Raw genomic sequence first — 5,447 nt, 5'->3', positions numbered from 1 at the left:
GTAGGGGGTTCAAAAAAACGCCCGTGAACCCATCCATGGGGGGCTTGGTCGCGCCGTCCCTGGCGCTCCACATTTTTTGAACCCTCTACCTGCCAGCGCCTGGTTCAACGTCAATCGCGCCTGCCCCGACGAAGGATTAGATGCCAAAAAATCAAAACTCAGGTGCTTTTTGTTTCCTTCGCCATCAGTCCCGAATAGCAAAGCCGTATCCGCGGTCTGGGGGGTGAGGTTATTTTCCCGCCAGGAAAAAGATGTCTGAGCGAAGCGAGTTGTTTTTCCCAAGGGAAAATAACCTCACCTCCCAGGCCGCCAATGACCAGCCATCAGTCCTGCAATCGACAATGCCCAAGCCTAGGCAGGCGCCGAACAACTAGCCCCAAAGCGGTAGCAGGAGAAACACCGGTGATGCCGCAACATGATCCGCTCGTCCATGCTCTCGGCCAACGACCCACCCAGGTCATACTGCGGATCATCATCCACCAGCGTGCAGGCATACACCCGCACCGCATCCCCCTTCTTCACCAGCATCCGGGTATAGGTACACATGAAGTGTGCCCGCGATTCTTTGGTCGGATACTTCTCCATGCAGGTCTCGGTAATCTCCGGACTGCCATCCTCGGAACCCGGTGTGCCCAGATCCGGGAACGCGGTAAAGGCCAGGTCCTCCGGGATATTCCACTCACGGAAAATATCGCGGAACGCCGCCTCGACGTCCGAGGGAATCTCCTCCGGGTCGGTCTGGCGCGCGATGGACACCTTGAAACCCTGCTCGATCAGCCAGCGGATACCCTCCAAAGCCTGGTCGAAACTGCCTTCACCCCGGTCCTTGTCGTGCCGGGCCCGGTCCGGAAAATCGAGGCTGACCCGGAAGTGGATCGGATAGGGATTGTCCAGCAGAGGCAACACCTGGTGCCGACGTTTCAGCAACGGCTCGGTGGCGTTGGTGAGCACGAAGCAGGGCCGGTGCTGGCTGGCGTAATCGAGGATGTTGACGAAATCCCGGATGACGAAAGGTTCGCCACCGGTGAACGAAAACTGCTCCACGCCCATATCGATGGCCTCGTGGATAAACGGCTTCACATCGCTGAGCTTCATGCCAGGAATTCGACCGTCGCCAGGGTGGGAGCCCTCCAGGCAGAAGGGACAGGCCAGGTTGCAGGCGGTGCCGGTGTGAATCCACAGCTCTTTGAGCTTGTCCGCATCGATGTAACCCCGGGGATCACCGTTGCGGGTATGGGTCCAGCTGTCGAACGCCCGGGGTTCGAGGACTTCCACGGCCGGAATGCGTTTACTGCGGGCCGGTCGGGTTTCGGTCAGGGGCATAGATGCTCCTCGATCATTCAATGTTATTGGGCACAGACACGGGTAGGACGGTTCTGTTACAGCAACCGCCTGATTTTTTAGCCCGTTGTCACTTCTTTACGCTTTTCCTGCCGGCTCTGATCTTTTTTTCCCCGGCGCCAACCGTGAAGTTTCTCAAGAAGCCTGAGGATGCCTTCTGGCGCATGGGCGCGTTTCCATTCACCAGCCGCGTACTTGGCGGACTCGTTCCAGGTCGGGTAGGGGTGGATGGTACCCAGGATCTTGTTCAGGCCCAGGCCATGTTTCATCGCCAGGGTGAATTCCGCCAGGATTTCACCGGCGTGGGTGCCTACTACAACCGCACCCAGAATCTTGTCCTTGCCCGGCGGTGTCAGCACCTTGATGAAGCCATAGTCCTCGCTCTCGGCAATCGCCCGGTCCAGGTCATCCAGGCCGTAGCGGGTGACCTCGTAGGCAATTCCCTTTTCTTTCGCTTCTGCTTCGCTCAGGCCGACCCGCGCCACCTCCGGCGAGGTGAAGGTGACCCAGGGCATTACCCGGTAGTCCACCCGGAAGCGCTTGAACTGGCCAAACAGGCCGTTCACCGCAGCGTACCAGGCCTGATGGGCGGCGGCGTGGGTAAACTGGTACGGCCCGGCCACATCGCCACAGGCAAACACGTTCGGATAACGCAGACTCATATCCTCTTCAACCGGCACGGTACCGTTGGGCAGGGTATCCACGCCTATCCGCTCCAGGTCCAGGCCGGATGTGTTGGCCGCACGCCCCACCGCGACCAGCACCTGATCGAAGGAAATTCTCACGCGTTCACCCTCATGATCGCAGTAGGCAACCTTCTCGCCTTCCTCAATGCGAAACTCGGTGGCCGAATGTTTCAGCCGGACGTCGATGCCATCGGCCTCAAACTGCTTCATGACCACCGAGGCAACATCCACATCTTCTTTCGACAGCAGACGCTCACCCCGCTCCACCTGGGTTACCTTGCTGCCCAGGCGCGCGAAAGCATGGGCCAGCTCGCAGCCGATCGGGCCACCGCCCAGTACCAGCAAGCGCTCCGGTTGATCCTGCAGTTCCCACAGGTTCTCGGAGGTCAGCGGTTGCATGTCTTCAAGTCCCGGAATTGGCGGCATGGCCGGTTTTCCACCAGTAGCCACGATGATACTGCGTGCCGTCAGTCGTTCGGTACGGCCATCGTTGTGCCGAACCTCCAGTTCCCAGGGAGATACGAAGCTCGCCTCGCCGGAGATGCAGTCGACACCCAGCTTCCGGTAACGCTCAGGGGAATCGTGGGGCTCGACCTTGGCGATCACGTCCTTGACCCGATTCATGATGTTCCTGAACGAGCCCTTCACCGGCACCGACTCCAGGCCATAACGGTTGGCGTGGCGCAAAGTGTCGGCCGCCTTGGCGCTGCGAATCAGGGCCTTGGAAGGCACGCAGCCGGTGTTAAGGCAATCACCGCCCATTTTGTGCTTTTCGATCAACGCCACTTTTGCCTTGACGGCCGCAGCGATGTAGGCCGAAACCAGTCCTGCCGAACCGCCGCCAATGACCAGCAGGTTGTAGTCAAAATGCTCGGGTTTCTGCCAGCCGGCATACACCCGCCGGCGGCGGATAAAGCCCACGACAAACTTGGCAATAAGGGGGAATAGCCCGAGCAGGGCGAAGGACAGGAGCAGGTCGGCGGACACGATATCGCCAGTGGACTGGATCTGACCCAGCTGGGTGCCGGCATTCACGTAGACAAAGGTCCCCGGCAGCATCGCAATCCAGCTAACCAGGGCATAGGTGCGCAACTTCATACCGGTCAGGCCCATGGCCAGGTTGATCAGGAAGAACGGAAAAACCGGCACCAGGCGCAGGGTTGCCAGGTAGAAGGCACCGTCCTTTTCAATGCCTCTGTCGATCTTGGCAATGGTGTCCTTGTAGCGCTCCCGCAGGGTATCCCTTAACAGGAACCTGGCTACCAGAAAGGCCAGGGAGGCACCCAGGGTCGAAGCAATGGATACCGTAATCAGCCCATAAAGGTTACCGAGAAAGGCACCGCCGGCCAGAGTCATGATGGTTGCACCAGGCAGGGACAGGGCCGTCACGACCACGTAAATCAACCCATAACCGATAACTGCCACCAGCAGGTGCCGGTCAATCCATTGCGCCAGCGCAGCCTGATGCGACTGCAGGTTCTCCAGGGTCAGCAGCTTGTGGCCGTCCAGGCCGATAAACACAGCCACGATCGCGGCGATAACCAGAATGAGTAAAAGCTTGCTTCGATTCATGTCCATACCTGCAAAAAATGTATAAACCAGTACGTTGTTATTGCTGAGACACGATCACCGGCTGGATGTTACATCGTCCTTGATTTAAGATTTTTGAGCAATCGCTACAGAATACCGGAACTTTTCCGGAATCCGAACCACTATAAAGACACAGCGATCGAAGCCAGACTGACAAGGGACGGAAACCCATGGACACAGCAGTGCATCCGGACACCGAAGACTCACTCATAGAAGCACTCAAACAGGGCGATTCGACAGCGTACAAGCAAGCGGTACGCAAGTACTCCCCGGGCATGCTGGCGGTCGCCCGGTTCTACCTGGACCACTCCACTGCCGAAGAGATTGTCCAGGATTGCTGGGTAACGGTGATTGATGCCATACACAAATTTGAAGGCCGTTCCGGCCTTAAAACCTGGCTCCACCGGATCGTCGCAAACCGGTGCAAGAACAAGCTCCGCGCCAGCAAACGTGAAGTAGCTACCGATTTTTCCGAAAGTCTCGAGCCGGAGCTGGCCGAACGCTTCAACGCCACTGGCCGATGGGATGTGCCGCCAAAGCTGCAGTTCCACGAATCCGCCGATACCCTTATGGAAAATGGCGCACTCAGCGACTGTCTCGACAAACACCTGTCCGCTCTGCCGGAATCCCAGCGCTCCGCCCTGATGCTCTACGAAGCCCACCAGCACAAATCCGAGGATGTCTGTAACATTCTGGATGTCAGTGCCTCTAACCTTCGGGTACTTTTACACCGAGCGAGGCAGAAGATCTTCCTCATGGTGGAAACCTTCCAGGAGACGGGCGAATGTTAATGTGCAGGGACCTGGCCGAAATAGCCAGTGACTACATCGATGGCGAACTCAGCGGCCGGCAGAACCTGTCCGTGAAAATGCACCTGATGATGTGCAAGGACTGCCGAACCTTTATCGGCAACCTGCGCGCAAGTACCGAGCTTTTGCAGGCACACTCCGCCGGCCATCCGGACGAGGAACTCCTGCGCCGGATCGACGAGCGGATCTCCGAAGCACTCAAGACGCGAAGAACCCGGGACAAGGACGACGAATGAATGTTCCCGGCGTGGATCGTCACACTTCCGGAATTTGTTGCCTGCCCTTGTTTTCTCTTGGACCAACCGCCTGAACTCGTCTTTTCCGTTCGGCCTCAAGCTTGTCCGCCCAACTCTCCACATCGATCGGAATGGTCCCGGTAATCTCCAGGGAACGATCCTCCAGCACCTGTTCCAGGCTTCGCACTCGCTGTTGCTCAATCACCTCGTCCCGGTGATGCAACAACGCTTCAATTTGGGGCCGGAATGCCCGAACCATGGACGTCAGCCACCGGTTCACCGGCCAGCTGGGATAAGCATGGTCAATGGCGAACCGATCCAGCACGGTCACAGTCGTTGCGGCCGGTAACCAGCTCTCATCGGTCACCCAGCGATTTACCGTGAACAGGGCGGTGGGATAGCCCCAGGCATCCATGGATATGGCAATCAGGTGCGCCACCCGGTCCCCGCCCGTGGGCCCCATGGCTGGCTCTGCCCCCTCAGGTAATGAGGCGTCGCGAAGGAACAGATGGAAATGGCCATGTTCCGCGTAGTCTTCCCGGTGGGCGTGGTAGTAATACTGGGACGCCGTCTCCCGGTCATAGACGTCCTCTTTCGGGTAATGATCCATTTCATAGAAAGGCCCCTGGCCCTTGAGCACTTCCCCAACCACATTCAACCCGCCTTTCTCCAACACCCGATAACACTCCCGGATATCGTCAATGGCCGCCAGGCTGATTGCGAGCTGCGCGTCGGTCAGGCTCGCCAGCCTGGGAATACGAAGTTCTGTCATAGCCTTTCACCTC

Annotated in this window: 5 protein-coding genes; 2 read left to right on the top strand and 3 right to left on the bottom strand. The window is 58.3% G+C overall.

All coding sequences use genetic code 11. From position 1 onward, the window contains the following. Positions 1–351: 351 nt before the first annotated feature. Positions 352–1,323 (bottom strand): radical SAM protein, encoded by a 972-nt coding sequence (locus tag ACESMW_RS07965; protein WP_372986514.1) that lies wholly within the window; start codon positions 1,321–1,323, stop codon positions 352–354. Positions 1,324–1,400: 77 nt separating this feature from the next. Then, a complete protein-coding gene (locus ACESMW_RS07960) occupies positions 1,401–3,599 on the bottom strand; it encodes an FAD-dependent oxidoreductase (protein WP_372986513.1) in 2,199 nt (732 codons plus the stop codon). A gap of 188 nt (positions 3,600–3,787) precedes the next feature. On the opposite strand from ACESMW_RS07960, the gene ACESMW_RS07955 reads away from it, so the two are divergent. Further along, positions 3,788–4,408, top strand: a complete 621-nt coding sequence (locus tag ACESMW_RS07955) for an RNA polymerase sigma factor (RefSeq protein ID WP_372986512.1) — start codon at positions 3,788–3,790, stop codon at positions 4,406–4,408. Beyond that, positions 4,402–4,662 (top strand): anti-sigma factor family protein, encoded by a 261-nt coding sequence (locus ACESMW_RS07950; RefSeq protein WP_372986511.1) that lies wholly within the window; start codon positions 4,402–4,404, stop codon positions 4,660–4,662. Before ACESMW_RS07955 ends, ACESMW_RS07950 begins: the two co-directional genes overlap by 7 nt. Positions 4,663–4,681: 19 nt before the next feature. Here ACESMW_RS07950 and ACESMW_RS07945 read toward each other — a convergent pair whose 3' ends face one another. After that, entirely contained in the window at positions 4,682–5,434 is a 753-nt protein-coding gene (locus ACESMW_RS07945) for a DUF6969 family protein (RefSeq protein ID WP_372986510.1), read from the bottom strand. Between the last annotated feature and the right edge of the window lie 13 nt (positions 5,435–5,447).

The organism is Marinobacter sp., from assembly GCF_041690455.1.
Lineage (GTDB): Bacteria > Pseudomonadota > Gammaproteobacteria > Pseudomonadales > Oleiphilaceae > Marinobacter.
The sequence above is the reverse complement of the archived record's forward strand: the minus strand, read 5'-3'. Positions and strand labels throughout refer to the sequence as shown.

Bases quoted from the DNA above. Each gene is read 5' to 3' on its own strand.
- ACESMW_RS07945 (WP_372986510.1), bottom strand. From the start codon at position 5,434: ATGACAGAACTTCGTATTCCCAGGCTGGCGAGCCTGACCGACGCGCAG.
- ACESMW_RS07965 (WP_372986514.1), bottom strand. From the start codon at position 1,323: ATGCCCCTGACCGAAACCCGACCGGCCCGCAGTAAACGCATTCCGGCC.
- ACESMW_RS07955 (WP_372986512.1), top strand. From the start codon at position 3,788: ATGGACACAGCAGTGCATCCGGACACCGAAGACTCACTCATAGAAGCA.
- ACESMW_RS07950 (WP_372986511.1), top strand. From the start codon at position 4,402: ATGTTAATGTGCAGGGACCTGGCCGAAATAGCCAGTGACTACATCGAT.
- ACESMW_RS07960 (WP_372986513.1), bottom strand. From the start codon at position 3,599: ATGAATCGAAGCAAGCTTTTACTCATTCTGGTTATCGCCGCGATCGTG.